The 15,279-nt window shown below is 72.5% G+C and carries 13 protein-coding genes; 9 read left to right on the top strand and 4 right to left on the bottom strand.

Annotated elements, in window-relative coordinates; all coding sequences use genetic code 11:
* Positions 1–197: 197 nt before the first annotated feature.
* The gene (locus ACFYRY_RS12190; protein WP_356764940.1) at positions 198–413 is read right to left on the bottom strand and encodes a hypothetical protein; all 216 of its coding nucleotides are present in this window, start codon (positions 411–413) and stop codon (positions 198–200) included.
* Between the two features lie 170 nt (positions 414–583).
* On the opposite strand from ACFYRY_RS12190, the gene ACFYRY_RS12185 reads away from it, so the two are divergent.
* Positions 584–1,786: a bifunctional adenosylcobinamide kinase/adenosylcobinamide-phosphate guanylyltransferase gene (locus ACFYRY_RS12185; RefSeq protein WP_389142967.1), complete on the top strand. Its 1,203-nt coding sequence runs from the start codon at positions 584–586 to the stop codon at positions 1,784–1,786.
* On the opposite strand, the gene ACFYRY_RS12180 is transcribed toward ACFYRY_RS12185, so the two are convergent.
* On the bottom strand, positions 1,775–2,485 hold the full coding sequence (locus tag ACFYRY_RS12180) for a class I SAM-dependent methyltransferase (RefSeq protein ID WP_389142964.1): 711 nt from the start codon (positions 2,483–2,485) through the stop codon (positions 1,775–1,777). The two genes, ACFYRY_RS12185 and ACFYRY_RS12180, sit on opposite strands and share 12 nt — an antisense overlap.
* A gap of 138 nt (positions 2,486–2,623) precedes the next feature.
* Here ACFYRY_RS12180 and cobT point away from each other — a divergent pair, with 138 nt between their 5' ends.
* The 3 genes from cobT to ACFYRY_RS12165 all read left to right on the top strand — a co-directional run bounded on the left by cobT (position 2,624) and on the right by ACFYRY_RS12165 (position 6,484).
* On the top strand, positions 2,624–3,826 hold the full coding sequence (cobT, locus tag ACFYRY_RS12175) for a nicotinate-nucleotide--dimethylbenzimidazole phosphoribosyltransferase (protein WP_389142961.1): 1,203 nt from the start codon (positions 2,624–2,626) through the stop codon (positions 3,824–3,826).
* 124 nt (positions 3,827–3,950) lie between these two features.
* A complete protein-coding gene (locus ACFYRY_RS12170) occupies positions 3,951–5,798 on the top strand; it encodes a phosphatidylglycerol lysyltransferase domain-containing protein (RefSeq protein ID WP_389142959.1) in 1,848 nt (615 codons plus the stop codon).
* Positions 5,798–6,484 carry a hypothetical protein gene (locus tag ACFYRY_RS12165; RefSeq protein ID WP_389142956.1) on the top strand — a complete coding sequence of 229 codons (687 nt, stop codon included), beginning with the start codon at positions 5,798–5,800 and terminating at the stop codon, positions 6,482–6,484. The genes ACFYRY_RS12170 and ACFYRY_RS12165 overlap by 1 nt, the downstream gene beginning before the upstream one ends.
* Here ACFYRY_RS12165 and ACFYRY_RS12160 read toward each other — a convergent pair.
* Positions 6,436–7,188 (bottom strand): hypothetical protein, encoded by a 753-nt coding sequence (locus ACFYRY_RS12160; RefSeq protein WP_389142953.1) that lies wholly within the window; start codon positions 7,186–7,188, stop codon positions 6,436–6,438. The two genes, ACFYRY_RS12165 and ACFYRY_RS12160, sit on opposite strands and share 49 nt — an antisense overlap.
* Before the next feature lie 83 nt (positions 7,189–7,271).
* On the opposite strand from ACFYRY_RS12160, the gene ACFYRY_RS12155 reads away from it, so the two are divergent.
* Positions 7,272–8,054, top strand: coding sequence for an adenosylcobinamide-GDP ribazoletransferase (locus ACFYRY_RS12155; RefSeq protein ID WP_389142951.1), 783 nt, complete (start codon positions 7,272–7,274; stop codon positions 8,052–8,054).
* Positions 8,055–8,065: 11 nt separating this feature from the next.
* Here the strand turns inward: ACFYRY_RS12155 and ACFYRY_RS12150 are convergent, their stop codons facing one another.
* Positions 8,066–8,854 carry an endo alpha-1,4 polygalactosaminidase gene (locus ACFYRY_RS12150; protein WP_389142948.1) on the bottom strand — a complete coding sequence of 263 codons (789 nt, stop codon included), beginning with the start codon at positions 8,852–8,854 and terminating at the stop codon, positions 8,066–8,068.
* Positions 8,855–9,110: 256 nt separating this feature from the next.
* Here ACFYRY_RS12150 and ACFYRY_RS12145 point away from each other — a divergent pair, with 256 nt between their 5' ends.
* From ACFYRY_RS12145 to ACFYRY_RS12130, 4 genes are all read left to right on the top strand, one after another.
* Positions 9,111–10,649 (top strand): leucyl aminopeptidase, encoded by a 1,539-nt coding sequence (locus ACFYRY_RS12145; protein WP_389142946.1) that lies wholly within the window; start codon positions 9,111–9,113, stop codon positions 10,647–10,649.
* A 249-nt stretch (positions 10,650–10,898) separates the two neighbouring features.
* The gene (lpdA, locus tag ACFYRY_RS12140) at positions 10,899–12,287 is read left to right on the top strand and encodes a dihydrolipoyl dehydrogenase (RefSeq protein WP_356764960.1); all 1,389 of its coding nucleotides are present in this window, start codon (positions 10,899–10,901) and stop codon (positions 12,285–12,287) included.
* A 68-nt stretch (positions 12,288–12,355) separates the two neighbouring features.
* Complete coding sequence (gene sucB, locus ACFYRY_RS12135; protein ID WP_389142943.1) at positions 12,356–14,176, top strand: 2-oxoglutarate dehydrogenase, E2 component, dihydrolipoamide succinyltransferase; 1,821 nt, start codon at positions 12,356–12,358, stop codon at positions 14,174–14,176.
* A 226-nt stretch (positions 14,177–14,402) separates the two neighbouring features.
* A complete protein-coding gene (locus ACFYRY_RS12130; protein ID WP_389142940.1) occupies positions 14,403–15,026 on the top strand; it encodes a GntR family transcriptional regulator in 624 nt (207 codons plus the stop codon).
* Positions 15,027–15,279: the final 253 nt, after the last annotated feature.

Genomic DNA, 15,279 nt, shown 5'->3' with positions numbered 1-15,279 from the left:
CCAGGCAGGACCTAGGGCCTGTCGTTTGGATCACGCCGCAGACGCGGGGTCTGGCACGCACATCTGCCGCGTTGTCGTCGGTTGCCGATGCTCCGCATCGACGCCCTCCTCCGCCTTGCAGCTGCACGCGCCAGACCCCGCTCGCCGGCATCGACCAGCACCGTCGGTTTCCTGCGACCTGATCCAAACAACAGGCCCTACGCCTCTTCCGCCGCGCGCAGGCTCATCGGCCCGTAGATCTCCGCGGCTTCCTCGAACAGCCGTACCTGTTCCGCGCCGCCGGCCAGCAGGTCCTTCCAGTACTCCCCGAGCCACGACTCGGCGTCCCCCTGCGTGGTGAATTCCTCCGGCTGCACCGCGGGCTGGACCTCCGCCCCGTCGGCCTTCTCGAATCGCCACGTCCATGCCGCCATGTACGCCTCCCACGTCTGAGCACGAGCAGAGCAGAAGCCGGATCTTGGTCCGGCTCCGCTCCGCAGCCTATTCGCTCCGCTCGGTCAACTTTGAATCTTCCCCTCACTTGAAGGCCGCGAGGGGGGACTCGGGCGCGCACGAGCGGCGGCGACCGGCGAGAATCGGGGCCGTGGAAGCAACTCTGCTCGGTACCGGCGCCCCCGCGGGGCTCCCCCGCCCCGACTGCCCCTGCGCTGTCTGCGCCACCGCCCTCGGTGCGGCCGCCCGGGCGGCCACCGCGGTGCTCGTGGACGGGACGCTGCTGCTCGACCTGACGCCCGGTGCGGCGTTCGCGGCGGCCCGGGCGGGGCATTCGCTGGGCCGGGTACGGCAGGTGCTGCTGTCGCATCCGCACGACGGGCCGCCGGTCGAGGTGCCGGCGGGCCTCCCGCAGCCCGGGCGGGTGCCGGACGGGCGGGAGTTGGCGCTGCTGACGGGGCATCGGGTGCGGGCGGTCGCGATGGACGCGCCGGGCACCGGGTACGCGGTGGCCGGGCCGGACGGGCAGCGGCTGCTGTACCTGCCGCCCGGGGGCGCGCCCGCCGGCCTCGCGGAGGGCACCACGGAGACGTACGACATGGTGCTCGCGGATGTCGTGGGGCGGCCGGACGCCCTGGCGCGGCTGCGGGCGGTGGGGGCGGTCGGACCCACGACGGACGTGGTCGCCGTGCACCTCGACCACGACGCGCCGCCGGGGCCCGAGATGCGGCGCCGACTGGCCGCGGCGGGAGCGCGGGCGGTGCCGGACGGGACGACTCTGGCGGTGGGCGTGTACGAGGACGTACCGGATGTACCGCGGCGGACGCTGGTGCTGGGCGGTGCCCGGTCGGGCAAGTCGGTGGAGGCCGAGCGGCGGCTGGAGGCGTTTCCGGACGTGCTGTATGTCGCCACCGGCGGTTCCCGCAAGGAGGACGGCGAGTGGGCGGCCCGGGTCGCCGCGCACCGGGAACGGCGGCCGGGGTCGTGGCGTACGGCGGAGACGTGCGACCTGGTGCCGCTGCTGAAGGAGGACGGGCCGCCGTTGCTCGTCGACTGTCTGTCGCTGTGGCTGACGGACGCGATGGACGCCGTCGGGGCGTGGGACGACGCCCAGTGGGCCGACGGCGGCGAACGGGCGTTGCGGGCGCGGGTACGGGAGTTGACGGAGGCGGTCCGCGCCACCGGGCGGACCGTGGTCGCGGTGTCGAACGAGGTGGGCTCGGGGATCGTGCCGGCCACCGCGTCCGGGCGGCGTTACCGGGACGAACTCGGGCGGCTGAACGCGGCGTTCGCGCACGAGTGCGAGCAGGTGCTGCTGGTGGTCGCGGGTCAGGCGCTGGTGCTACGGGGCTGACGCCTCGCGGCGGGCGATGAGCCGGTAGGCGTTGGCGAAGCGGGTGAGTCCGAGCAGGGGGGCCAGGGCGTGGTCCAGCGCCCTCGCCGTGGCCACCAGGGGTCTGGTCACCCAGGGGGGCAGAAACCCGGGCAGGGACAGGGCCAGCGCCGCCGACAGGTCGTGCGGGAGGTGCGCGGCCCGGCGCTCCGTCCGGACGATCGCGCAGCCCTGGGACTCCAGTTCCGCGCACAGGTCGTCCAGGGACATCAGCCGGAACCGGTGGGCCCGCGGCAGCCACCGTTCGCCGAGCAGCGCGGCGAACGCGCACTGCGGGTCGGGGGCTTCGAGCAGGAGATGCCCGCCGGGACGCAGGACCGCCACGGCCGCCTGGAGTTCGTCGCGGGGGTCCTGGGTGTGCGGCAGGTGGTGAAGCATGCTGACCACGTCGTAGCGGGCGCGCAGCCGGGTGGTGATCCGCGGGTCCGTCAGCAGGCCCACGTGGGCCTCCTCGACGCGCTCGGCGCGCCGGGCCTGCTCGACCCGGGGTGTGGCGTCCAGGCCGTCGAAGGACGTGTACGGGAAGAACTCCTTCGCCGCCTTCGGGAAACGGGCCTCGCCCGTGCCCACGTCCAGCCAGCTCTCCGGCTCGGGGAACGGCAGTATCGCCCGGGCGATGGAGCGCAGACGCCGCGTGGAGAGGGCGGACGGTGCGGGCATGGGCGGCTCCCGGAGACGTATGACAATCCGCTGCAAAACGGAACGTATGGGATGGCGATCTGGAGCGCAACGACGTCGCCCCGTCGTCGTGGCGACATGCCGCCGTCCCGTTCGATCGCGGCCGGTACTGTTCGGCGAATGAGCTCGCTTAATCTCGACGACTTCACCGATCTGATCGAGCGCCCCGACGGTGGTGTGCGCCGCGACGCCGAGGCGCGCCGGGAACGTCAGATCGTGCCGCCCGGAGCACTGGGCCGCCTCGACGACCTGGGTGAGTGGCTGGCCGCGGCACAGGCCGCCGTGCCGGTGCGCCCGATCGAACAGCCGCGGGTCGTGCTGTTCGCCGGGGACCACGGGATCGCCGAACTGGGCGTCTCGGCCCGACCCGCGGGCACCGCGGCGGAGTTGGTGCGGGAGGTCCTGGAGGGCGGCCGTCCCGTGTCGGTGCTCGCGCGGCGGCTCGGGGTGCCGGTACGGGTGATCGACATGGCGCTGGACTGCGCGCCGGAGGCCCTGCCCGGCGAGGTCACGCGGCACCGGGTACGGCGCGGCAGCGGGCGCATCGACATCGAGGACGCGCTGACCCTGGAGGAGGCGGAAGCCGCGTTCCGGGCCGGGGTGGCGGTGGCCGACGAGGAGGCCGACTCCGGTACGGATCTGGTGGTGCTCGGCGATGTGAGCGTGGGCGGCACCACGGCGGCGGGCGTGCTGATCGCCGCGCTGTGCGGGACCGACGCGTCCGTGGTGACCGGGCGGGGCGGTCAGGCGATCGACGACCTGGCGTGGATGCGCAAGTGCGCCGCGATCCGGGACGCGCTGCGGCGGGCCCGGCCGGTGCTCGGGGAGCAGTTGCAGTTGCTGGCGACGGTGGGCGGAGCGGACCTCGCCGCGATCACCGGGTTCCTGCTGCAGAGCGCGGTGCGCAAGCTGCCGGTGATCCTGGACGGGGTCGTGGTGGCCGCGTGCGCGCTGGTGGGCCAGCGGATCGCGTTCCGGGCGCCGGACTGGTGGCTGGCCGGGCAGAACAGCGGGGAGCCTGGGCAGGCGAAGGCACTGGACCGGATGGCCCTGGAGCCCCTGCTGGACCACGGCGTGACCGTCGGCGAGGGCGCGGGGGCGCTGTTGGCGCTGCCGCTGGTGCAGGCCGCGGCCGCGCTCGCGGCGGAGCTTCCCGAGAAGCCGGAGGCGCCTGAGAAGCCGGAGGAGTCCGGGGCACTGGAGGACTCCGGGGTGCTGGGGGACTCCGGGGCGCCGGAGGAGGACGGGGCGATGGAGAAGGACGGGGTCCAGGAGAAGGACGGGGCGCAGGAGAAAGACGTGCCGCCCGAGAAGGAGGCGTAACCTCCGGCGCGACACTGGGGCAGGCGCCGTCGCGGAAAGGCGCCGTAGCGGGCCGACGGCGTCGCGGGCAGGCGCCGTCGCGGCTGAGCGTCAAGGTGGTGGAAAGCGGGCATGATCCCCGTTCATGGGAGATGTCCGAATTGCCACGGAACAGGACCGGCCCCGTACCCCATCGGGCAGGGCGGCCCGACCGGGTACGGCAGCCCCACCGCGTACGCCGGACCGGCGCGGGAGCACAGCGGTCCGGCGGTCGACGGCCGCTTCGCGGCGGGCCGCCGGGCTTGCCGTGTGGTACCTGCGGGCCGTCGCGTCCGTCAACTTCCTCAGTGCGGTGTGGGTATCCCTGGGCCAGGACGTGCGGCGGCACAACCAGGAGAACTACTTCACGCCGTATCTGCTGACCGCCGGTTTCGCCTCCGGTGTGTTCACGGTGTTCCTCGCGATCACCATGGGGCGGCGCAAGCGGGCGGCCTGGATCCTGAACCTGGCGCTGGCCGGGCCGTTCCTGCTCCTGTTCGCCTTGGCGCTGGCGGCCCCGGAGGTGCGGCGGTACGCCCAGAACTGGATCTCGCTCGTCCTCACCGCCGCCTTCGTGGCCGCGCTGCTGGTCGGGCGGCGGGAGTTCTACGCCAAGGGCGACCGTTCCAACCCGAAACTCGCCGCCGCCGTCGCGGTCGGCGGGCTGCTCGTCTCCTCGCTGCTCGCGGCGCTGCTGGTGACCGTCACCGACCAGGCACCCGGCCCGTCCGCCTTCACCCAGCGCTGGCGTTACGGCGCCCTGCGGCTGGTCTCGGTCGCCGCGGACGACTCCCACGTCCCCGGAATCGCCCCGCCGAACTGGGTGAACGTCGTCGTCAACGTGCTCAGCACGGTCCTCGTCCTCGCCGTCCTGTACGCCGCCTTCCGCTCCCGGCGGGCCGTGGACCCGCTCACCGAGGACGACGAGAAACGGCTGCGGGCGCTCCTTGAGCGGCACGGCGAACGGGACTCGCTCGGGTATTTCGCGTTGCGGCGGGAGAAGAGCGTCGTCTGGTCGCCGACCGGCAAGGCGGCCGTCGCGTACCGGGTCGTCGGTGGGGTGTCACTGGCCTCCGGTGATCCGCTCGGCGACCCGGAGGCCTGGCCCGGCGCGATCGGGCCCTGGCTCGCCGAGGCGCGGGCGCACGGCTGGATCCCGGCGGTGATGGGCGCGGGCGAGGAGGCGGGAACGGTGTACGCCCGGCACGGTCTGGACGCCCTCGAACTCGGGGACGAGGCGATCGTCGAGGTGGCCGGGTTCACGCTGGAGGGACGGGCCATGCGGACCGTGCGGCAGGCCCACAACCGGGTCGGCCGGGCCGGATACGCGGTACGCGTGCGACGGCACGAGGACATTCCGGCCGTCGAGATGACGTGTCTGCTGGAACGCGCCGACGCCTGGCGGGACGGGGCCACCGAACGCGGGTTCAGCATGGCGCTGGGGCGACTCGGGGATCCGCGGGACGGGCGGTGCGTGATGATCGAGTGCACCGACGCCAGGGGCGAGTTGCGGGCCCTGCTGTCCTTCGTGCCCTGGGGACCGCACGGGCTGTCCCTCGACCTCATGCGGCGCGACCGCGACTGCGACAACGGCCTGGTGGAGTTCATGGTGATCGAACTCCTGCGCCGCGCCCACGAGATCCAGGTCACCCAGGTCTCGCTCAACTTCGCGATGTTCCGTTCGGTCTTCGAACGTGGCGCGCGTCTTGGGGCCGGACCGGTGCTGAGGCTGTGGCGGTCGCTGCTCAGCTTCTTCTCGCGCTGGTGGCAGATCGAGTCGCTGTACCGCGCCAACGCCAAGTACCGGCCGATCTGGGAGCCGCGGTTCCTGCTGTTCGAGAAGAGCGCGGACCTGCCGCGCATCGGCATCGCGTCGGCGCGCGCGGAGGGGTTCCTCAAGGCGCCGGGACTGCCGAAACCCACGGCGACGGGAACGGGAGGGGGGTCCACCTGATGAGCACGCTCGTCCGCTGGGCCCGCGCCGAATGGGGGCTGTTGTACGCCACCGTGCGCGAGCCGCTGCTCCGGCGCGGGAGGCGGGCCGTCCCGATGACGATCGGCGCGGTGTGTCTGACGGCGCTCCTGCACACGCTGCAACACCAGTCGTGGGGTTACCGGTTCGTGGAGGACATCGGGGCCGTGCGCGCCGCGGACCCCCTGTGGCTGGCGCTGCTGCGCACTCCCCTCTCCCTGTTCGTGCCCGCGCTCGACCTGCCCGTGTGGGGCGCCCTGGCGCAGATCCTGCTGGTGTTCGGGATCGCCGAGATCTGCCTGGGCCGGTGGCGGACGCTCGCCCTGGCCTACGCTGCCACGCTCGCCGGAACCCTGTACGCGCGCCTCGGCATCCGGCTGGGCCCCGACCATCCCCTGGGCCTGCCCGGCTCGGACGCGTACGTGGTGGACACCGGGCCGTCGGCGGCCGTGGTGGGCCTCGCGGTGTTCCTCGGGTGGCGCTACGGCGCCTACGTCACCGCGGGTGGGGTGATCGCGGCGATGGTGGCCGAGGTGGCCGTGCGGGAGAACCTGGCCGGCAAGGAACATCTGGCGGCCATCGTGGTGGTCCTGGTGCTGTGCGGGGTGTCGGCCCTGCGTCACCGGCGTGCGACCGCCGGGTCCGGCTTGCCGCCGATCAAGTCCTGAAACTTGCGGCGGGGTCCCACCCAGCGGCGGTCGTGACGGTAGGCACGCAGGGTCGACCTCGCGCGGGCCCGTGGACGGCGCCGGTAGAAGCGCTTGGCCCAGGGGGATCCCGGGCGGGCCAGCCGGATGGCGCCGACCAGGCCGATCAGCGGGATGATCACGCTGAAGATCGCCATCCGGGCCTTGCCCTTGCTCAGCACCAGCAAGGCGAAGAGGAAGTTGACCGCCACGGTCGAGATGACGCCGCCGCGGTCGTGGAGCTCGTCCTCGGACACGCCGTTGACGCCGAGCGGCGAGAACCCGGCGAGCATGAGGCCGACCAGGGCCGCCGTGAGCACCACCACCTCGACGCTCTGCCGGCCGGCCTCGGTCCAGTAGACGTCGTCGAGGTGCAGGATCAGCGCGAACTCGTCCAGGACCAGGCCCGCGCCGATGCCGAAGACGACCGCGAAGGCGCCCGAGCCGAAGCCGTACCGGCTGCTGGCGACCGCGCCGAAGCCGCCGAGGACGGTGAGGACGACACCGGGGACCACGTGATGGATGTGCACTCCCCCGGCGCTGACGTTGCCGAAGGGCCCCTTGCCCGCCCTGATCATGCGGGTGACGACCCGGGTGATCGCGAAGGTGAGCACGAAGGCGGTCAGGGCCAACAACAGCGGCAGCTTGCCCGGTTCGACGATGTTGCGATGCAGCCAGTGGCCCATGCCCCCAGTCTTCCGGGGACCGGGCGGGCCCGCCCGGCGGACGTGGCGTCCGGGCTATGACACGGGCTGGCTAGCCTGGCGGGATGCCCATCGCCCCGCCGCTCGACGGCTTCCGTTTCGCCTTCGGCACCCTCAGCGTGCTCCCCGTCAGGGTGAGCCGCTGGGACCGTCGGGCCGCCCGGGGCGGAATGCTCTGCGCTCCCCTGGTCGGCGTGGTGCTGGGCGGCCTCGCCGCCGCCGTCGGGCTTCTGCTGCTGCTCCTCGGTGCCTCGCCCCTCCTCGCCGCCGTCGCCACCGTCGCGGTGCCCGCCGTCCTCACCCGGGGGCTGCATCTCGACGGGCTCGCGGACACGGCGGACGGGCTCGGCAGCGGCAAGCCCGCCGAGGACGCCCTGCGGATCATGAAGCAGTCGGACATCGGGCCCTTCGGGGTGATCGCCCTCGTCCTCGTCCTGTTCGCGCAGGTGGCCGCCGTCTCCCAGCTGTACGGCGACTCGTGGGCCCGGGGCGCGGTGGCCGCGGTCGTCTCGGCGACCGCCGCCCGCCTCGCGCTCACCCTGGCGGCCCGCGCCGGGGTGCCGGCCGCGCGGCCGGAGGGGCTGGGGGCGGCGGTCGCGGGCGTGGTCCCGGCGGGCGCCGCCCTGCTCACCGCCCTCGGCACCGTCGTGGCCGCGGCCGGCGCGGGCGCGTTCCTCGGGACGCACGACATCGTCCGCACCGCGCTCTCGGTCGTCATCGCCGTCGGGATCGCCGAGCTCCTCCTGCGGCACTGCACCCGACGGTTCGGCGGGGTGACGGGGGACGTGTTCGGAGGGCTCGCCGAGACGGCGGCCACCACCGCGCTCGTGGTGCTGACCCTGGGGTGACAACCGGGGTGTCAGCAGGCCTCGCGCCACACCCCCAGGTCGTATTTCTTGAGCATCGAACTCAGCTTCAGACGGCGGGAGTCGGCGCAGAAGCGGTCGGTGGGCAGTTCGTACTCGACGTGGAACACCGCCTTGTTGGCCGCGATGAAGGGCTTCAGGTCCGCGCATTCCCCGTACTGGGCGCACTGTTCGTTGACCGCGAAGTCGAAGTCGTCGACCAGCTGCGGGATCTGGTCGAGGTCGTTCTTCAGGCCCACGGCCAGACCGCGGTCGTGGGCGAGCCTGGCGACCAGGCGGTTGTAGCGGAGCTGGTCGGCGGCCGTCAGCGGGAAGCCGGTGCGGTTGCGGTAGCCGTCCATGTTGTCCGGCTCCACCGCGTCGAAGCCCTTGTCGCGGCACATGTCGATACGGGCCGCCATCAGGGGTTCGAGGATGTCCGTGCGGCGGATGTCGAGCCAGCGCTCGCCCTCCCAGCCGTTGCCCTCGCCCACCACCGATCCGGGGAACTTCTCGGCGTCGGGCCGCCAGTCCTCCAAGGCGCCGGTCGAGAGGTAGCAGATCACCCGGCGGCCCTCGTCGTGCAGCGTGGCGACCGTCGCCTCGGACTGGTCGAAGCCGTCGATGTCGTAGACCGGGACGTCGACGCCGGTGTCGATACGGCCGGTGAGCTGCCACTGCCAGGCGACCGCGGGGCGCGGCCGCCAGTGGTCACCGGTCCGCCCGCCTGCGTCCTTTCCGGGGGCTGTCGTACAGGCCGTCAGCAGCAGAAGCAGGGCTGCGAACAGGACGGGTCGTCTCACCGGGCGGGCTCCAGGGTGTGCGGGCAACGTACCCCCAAGGATGATCTACGGGGCGGCCGCGTTCCCTCCGGGCAGGTGCGGTCGAACAGTTCGGGACCCGTGTGAGTACGCGCGGACCCGAGCGTAGGCTCATGCCGGGGCTTGCCCGCCCTGTACAGACCGTTCCGCAGGAGGGCTCCAGGGCCGCATGCAGGGCCCGGTCGACCCACCCGTGTTCGGCCACAGCACACTTCAACGGAAGCGAGATTTCACCACCGTGACTGCTCTCACTCTCAGCACCGCCGCGGCGCCCGGCCTGCGGGCCGACGCGATCGTGATCGGTGTTGCCAAGGGTGCCGAAGGCCCGGTCGTCGCACCGGGCGCCGAGGCCGTGGACAAGGCGTACGACGGCAAACTCGCCGGCGTCCTGGAGACTCTCGGCGCCGCCGGTGCCGAGGGCGAGGTGACGAAGCTGCCCGCGCCGGCAGGCTTCAAGGCGCCGCTCGTGGTGGCGGTGGGCCTGGGTGCCGAGCCCGAGAAGGACGCCGGGTTCGACGCGGAAGCGCTCCGCAAGGCCGCCGGTGTCGCGGCCCGGGCCCTCACCGGCACGAAGAAGGCCGCGTTCGCGCTGCCCCTCACGGACGCCGCCGACGCCGGCGCGGTCGCGGAGGGCGTGCTGCTCGGCGCGTACCGCTTCGACGCGTACAAGGACACCGCGGGCGCCGGCAGCAAGGGCGCCAAGGCCAAGAACGGCAGGTCGCCGCTGGGCGAGGCCGCGCTGCTGGGCGGCAAGTCCCGCGACCGGGCGTACAAGGCGGCGCTGGAGCGCGCCACCGCCGTGGTCGAGGAGCTCAACCGCGCCCGCGACCTCATCAACACCCCGCCGAACGACCTCGACCCGGAGGCGTTCGCCGCCGTCGCGCAGACTGCGGCGAAGGAGCACGGCATCAAGGTGCAGGTGCTCGACGAGAAGGCCCTCGTCAAGGGCGGCTACGGCGGCATCCTCGGGGTCGGCGCCGGGTCCGCGGCGGGCCCGCGGCTGGTGAAGCTGTCGTACACGTCCTCCAAGGCGAACAAGCACCTCGCCTTCGTCGGCAAGGGCATCACGTACGACTCGGGCGGCATCTCGCTGAAGCCCGCCGGGCACAACGAGACGATGAAGTGCGACATGAGCGGGGCGGCCGCCGTCCTCGCCGCGGTCGTCGCCGCCGCGCGGCTGGGCCTGGAGGTCAATGTCACCGGCTGGCTGGCGCTGGCCGAGAACATGCCGTCGGGTTCCGCGACCCGGCCGGGCGACGTGCTGCGCATGTACAGCGGCAAGACCGTGGAGGTGCTCAACACGGACGCGGAGGGCCGGCTGGTGCTGGCCGACGCGCTGTGGGCGGCGTCGCAGGAGAACCCGGACGCGATCGTGGACGTGGCGACGCTGACCGGCGCGATGATGATGGCGCTGGGCAACCGGACGTTCGGGATCATGGCGAACGACGACGCGTTCCGCTCCGCGGTGCACGAGGCCGCCGAGGAGGTGGGCGAGCCGGCGTGGCCGATGCCGCTGCCGGAGCACCTGCGCAAGGGGATGGACTCCCCCACCGCCGACATCGCGAACATGGGTGAGCGGATGGGCGGCGGCCTGGTCGCCGGGCTGTTCCTGCGGGAGTTCGTGGGCGAGGGGATCACCTGGGCGCACCTCGACATCGCCGGGCCCGCGTTCAACGAGGGCGGCCCGTTCGGATACACGCCCAAGGGCGGTACGGGCACGGCCGTGCGCACGCTGGTCCGGCTGGCCGAGCTGACCGCGGCGGGCGACCTGGGCTGATCGTGGTCGGCGGGGCCCCGCGTGCGGGTAGTGCGGGGCCCCGCCACCCCCGACAGCCAGGTCAGCGCTCTCACATGAGCGTGGTGCGTCTCACAGCCCGGCCCGGCGTCTCTTTCCCCGGCGACAGGTGCGAAGATGGGGCACGGCAGGACAGGGCCCCCACCGAAGGGCCGAAGAACGAGCGGCCGGACACCAGCCGCCGACCGGTCACCGCAGACCGGCGTGGCGCACATGCATGGAGGACGTGACGTGGCGAACGACGCCAGCACCGTTTTCGACCTAGTGATCCTCGGCGGTGGTAGCGGTGGTTACGCCGCGGCCCTGCGCGGGGCGCAGCTGGGCCTGGACGTCGCCCTGATCGAGAAGGACAAGGTCGGCGGTACCTGCCTGCACCGGGGTTGCATTCCCACCAAGGCCCTGCTGCACGCGGGCGAGATCGCCGACCAGGCCCGCGAGAGCGAGCAGTTCGGTGTGAAGGCCACCCTCGAGGGCATCGACGTACCGGCCGTCCACAAGTACAAGGACGGCGTCATCGCGGGCCTGTACAAGGGTCTGCAGGGACTCATCGCCTCCCGCAAGGTGACGTACATCGAGGGCGAGGGCCGGCTGTCGTCGGCGACCTCCGTCGATGTCAACGGTCAGCGCGTCCAGGGCCGTCACGTGCTGCTCGCGACCGGCTCCGTGCCGAAGTCGCTGCCGGGCCTGGAGATCGACGGCGACCGGATCATCTCCTCCGACCACGCCCTCGTCCTTGACCGTGTGCCGAAGTCGGCGATCGTCCTCGGCGGCGGTGTCATCGGCGTCGAGTTCGCCTCCGCCTGGAAGTCCTTCGGCTCGGACGTCACCGTGATCGAGGGTCTCAAGCACCTCGTCCCGGTCGAGGACGAGAACTCCTCCAAGCTTCTCGAGCGCGCGTTCCGCAAGCGCGGCATCAAGTTCAACCTGGGCACCTTCTTCTCGAAGGCCGAGTACACCCAGGACGGCGTCAAGGTCACCCTCGCCGACGGCAAGGAGTTCGAGGCGGAGGTCCTGCTGGTGGCCGTCGGCCGCGGCCCCGTGTCCCAGGGCCTGGGCTACGAGGAGCAGGGCGTCGCCATGGACCGCGGCTACGTCCTGGTCGACGAGTACATGCGCACCAACGTCCCGACCATCTCCGCCGTCGGTGACCTGGTCCCGACGCTCCAGCTCGCGCACGTCGGCTTCGCCGAGGGCATCCTGGTGGCAGAGCGTCTGGCCGGTCTCAAGACCGTCCCGATCGACTACGACGGTGTCCCCCGGGTGACGTACTGCCACCCCGAGGTCGCCTCCGTGGGCATCACCGAGGCCAAGGCCAAGGAGATCTACGGCGCGGACAAGGTCGTCGCTCTGAAGTACAGCCTCGCGGGCAACGGCAAGAGCAAGATCCTGAACACCTCGGGCGAGATCAAGCTCGTCCAGGTGAAGGACGGTGCCGTGGTCGGCGTCCACATGGTCGGCGACCGCATGGGCGAGCAGGTCGGCGAAGCCCAGCTGATCTACAACTGGGAGGCGCTGCCCGCCGAGGTCGCGCAGCTCATCCACGCCCACCCGACGCAGAACGAGGCGATGGGCGAGGCGCACCTGGCCCTGGCCGGCAAGCCCCTTCACGCGCACGACTGATCCCTCGGTCGACAACGCGACTCCGCGAGAACACAGACTTCCGCAATTCGTAAGGAGCAACCGAAACCATGGCGGTTTCCGTAACCCTTCCGGCGCTCGGCGAGAGCGTCACCGAGGGCACCGTCACCCGCTGGCTGAAGGCCGAGGGTGAGCGCGTAGAGGCCGACGAGCCGTTGCTCGAGGTCTCGACCGACAAGGTCGACACCGAGATCCCCTCGCCCGCCGCGGGTGTCCTGGCGTCGATCAAGGTCGCCGAGGACGAGACCGTGGAGGTCGGCGCCGAGCTGGCCGTCATCGACGACGGCACCGGCGCCCCGGCTGCCGCCCCGGCCCCCGCGGCCGAGGAGGTCGCCCCGCCGGCTCCCGAGCCTGAGCCGGCCGCCCAGCCGTCCACCGAGCAGGCCGCCCCGGCGCCCGCTCCCACCGCGGAGGCCGCCACCGGCGGCGGCAGCGCCGAGGGCACGGACGTCGTCCTGCCCGCGCTCGGCGAGTCCGTCACCGAGGGCACCGTCACCCGGTGGCTGAAGGAGGTCGGCGACTCCGTCGAGGCCGACGAGCCGCTGCTCGAGGTCTCCACGGACAAGGTCGACACCGAGATCCCGGCGCCCACCTCCGGTGTGCTGCTGGAGATCACCGTCGCCGAGGACGAGACCGCCGAGGTCGGCGCCAAGCTGGCCGTCATCGGCGCCCCGGGCGCGGCTCCGGCCGCCGCTGCGGCCCCCGCCGCCCCGGCTCCGGCCCCGGCCGCTGAGGCCCCCGCGCCTGCTCCGGCTCCCGCCCCGGCCGCCCCTGCGGCCCCGGCTCCGGCCCCGCAGGCGCCCACGGCTCCGGCCCCGCAGCAGCAGACCACCCCGGCTCCCGAGCCGGTCCCGTCCGCTCCCGCCCCGGCTCCGGCTCCGGCTCCGGCTCCGGCCGCGCAGGCTCCCGCCGCCACCTCCGGTGACGACGGCGCCTACGTGACCCCGCTGGTGCGCAAGCTCGCCGCCGAGAACGGCGTCGACCTGGCCTCCGTCAAGGGCACCGGCGTCGGTGGCCGGATCCGCAAGCAGGACGTCACCGCCGCCGCCGAGGCGGCGAAGGCCGCCGCGGCCGCTCCGGCTCCGGCCGCCGCCGCGGTGACTGCCGGAGGCCATGCCGCCAAGAAGGCGCCGGCCCTGGAGGCGTCTCCGCTCCGTGGCCAGACCGTCAAGATGCCGCGCATCCGCAAGGTCATCGGCGACAACATGGTCAAGGCGCTGCACGAGCAGGCGCAGCTGTCCTCGGTCGTCGAGGTCGACGTGACGCGTCTGATGAAGCTGCGCGGCCGGGCCAAGGACTCGTTCGCGGCCCGCGAGGGCGTGAAGCTCTCCCCGATGCCGTTCTTCGTCAAGGCGGCGGCCCAGGCGCTGAAGGCGCACGCGCCCATCAACGCCAGGATCAACGAGGCCGACGGGACCATCACCTACTTCGACACCGAGAGCATCGGTATCGCGGTGGACTCCGAGAAGGGCCTGATGACCCCGGTCATCAAGCACGCCGGTGACCTCAACATCGCCGGTATCGCCAAGGCCACGGCGGAGCTCGCGGGCAAGGTCCGCGCCAACAAGATCACTCCGGACGAGCTGTCCGGGGCGACCTTCACCATCTCCAACACCGGTTCGCGCGGTGCGCTCTTCGACACGATCATCGTGCCGCCGGGCCAGGTCGCGATCCTCGGTATCGGTGCCACGGTCAAGCGTCCGGCCGTCATCGAGACGGAGGAGGGCACGGTCATCGGCGTCCGCGACATGACGTACCTGACCCTGTCCTACGACCACCGTCTGGTGGACGGCGCCGACGCGGCCCGTTACCTGACCGCGGTCAAGGCCATCCTGGAGGCGGGCGAGTTCGAGGTCGAGCTCGGCCTGTAGCCCCCAGCGGCAGCTGTACGGTGCCCCCGTCCGGAGTTTCCGGGCGGGGGCACCGCTTTTCCGGTTTTTCCGGCTCGGCCGAAGACACCCGGCCGGCAGCGTGTAAGCCTTGTCTCACCTGCGCGAAAGCGCCCCCGTGCGCCCCTCCCGGACGGGCCGGCGGCCGTATTGTCTAAACGTCAAACGCGCCAGGGGCCGAGGGGCGGCCCCTTCCTAAGGAGCTCTCATGACCGCGCCCGTCGTCCACTCGCTGCGCGAACAGATCCGCGAGCACATCGTGGAGGGGATCGTCAGCGGGCGCTGGCAGCCGGGCGAGCGGATCGTGGAGCGGCGGATCGCGACCGAGCTGGAGGTCAGCCAGACGCCGGTGCGGGAGGCGCTGCGCGAGCTGGAGTCGCTGCGGCTGATCGAGTCCGCGCCGAACAAGGGCGTGCGGGTGCGCAACCTGACGGCGGCGGACCTGGAGGAGAGCTACCCGGTCCGGGCCGGTCTGGAGGCGATCGCCGCGGAGTTGGCGGCGGTGCGGCTGGCGGAGGACTGCTCGGCGCTGGAGCCGCATGTCGCGGCCCTGTACGAGGCCGACCGGGAGGCCGACGGCACGGGCCAGGTGCGGCACACGGTGGGCTTCCACCGGGAGCTGGTCCGCGCGGCCGGCAACTCGGTGCTGCTGCACACCTGGGAGGGGCTGGGCATCGAGGTGTTCACGGCCCTGTCGATCCGCTGGCTGGGGACGGTGCAGCAGTCGTACGCGGAGGAGCACGAGGAACTGGTGCAGGCGTTCCGCAGGCGGGACCCGAGGATCGCGGAGCTGGTGAAGGCGCACGTGCTGGGGTGCGCTCCGCGAGCCTGACGCAGCCGAGCACACCCATGCTCACCTGCGAAAACCCCCGAAACTCCCGGCACGGCGTGCCTGTTCGAAAGGCACCGGGTGCCTACTTTCTCGTTATCAAGAAGTTTTACCCGCAACCCTTTGATCGATCATCGATCAGGGAGTTAAAGTCACCGACGGGCCGCGCGGCGCAAGCCGCAAGGTGTCACAGCACCGAGGCCCTCGCCCTGTCCTGCCAAAGACCAAGGGCACCCCGAACCCTTACCGATGAGGG

This window comes from Streptomyces sp. NPDC005263 (assembly GCF_042872365.1).
Lineage (GTDB): Bacteria > Actinomycetota > Actinomycetes > Streptomycetales > Streptomycetaceae > Streptomyces.
This window is presented reverse-complemented; position numbering and strand designations above follow the sequence as displayed.